This is a genomic window from Microbacterium sp. AISO3 (assembly GCF_002204305.1).
In the GTDB taxonomy this organism is placed as follows: Bacteria; Actinomycetota; Actinomycetes; order Actinomycetales; family Microbacteriaceae; genus Microbacterium; species Microbacterium arborescens.
In genome coordinates this window covers 1-429 of sequence record NZ_NHRF01000087.1, presented here as the reverse complement: position 1 = coordinate 429, position 429 = coordinate 1, and the positions used below count along the sequence as shown (strand labels likewise).

At 74.1% G+C, this 429-nt stretch carries 1 protein-coding gene; it reads right to left on the bottom strand.

All coding sequences use genetic code 11. The features are described from left to right. Positions 1–130: 130 nt before the first annotated feature. A partial coding sequence (locus CBF90_RS16440; RefSeq protein WP_141097212.1) for an amidohydrolase family protein occupies positions 131–429 on the bottom strand: 299 nt, incomplete at its 5' end.

Below are 429 nucleotides of genomic sequence, written 5' to 3'. Positions count from 1 at the left end.
CTCTTCGTCTACCCCGGCGACCGGCACCTGTTCACCGACTCCTCGCTGCCGGCGTACGACGCCGGGGCGGCCGGGCAGGTCATGGAGCGCGTGCTGGCGTTCCTCGCCGCCCGCTGAGGGGCCCAGCGGGCTACCCCCGCTCGAACACCTGCCGGCCCCGCGCCCACGCGCGCACGGGCTCGGCCGAGCCGATCTCGTCCTCGTGCAGCTCGAAGGGGTCCCGGTCGAGGACGAGCACGTCGGCGCACGCGCCGACCCGCAGGTTGCCGGAGTCCTCCTGGTGGTTCGCGTGGGCCGCCCCGCTCGTGTAGGCCTGCAACGCCTGGGTGAGGGTCAGGCCCTGGTCGTCGCGCATGGGCGGCTCCTCGTCGCGCTCGTCGGTGGTCCGGGACGAGCGGTTGACCAGCACGTGGATGCCCTCCATCGGGT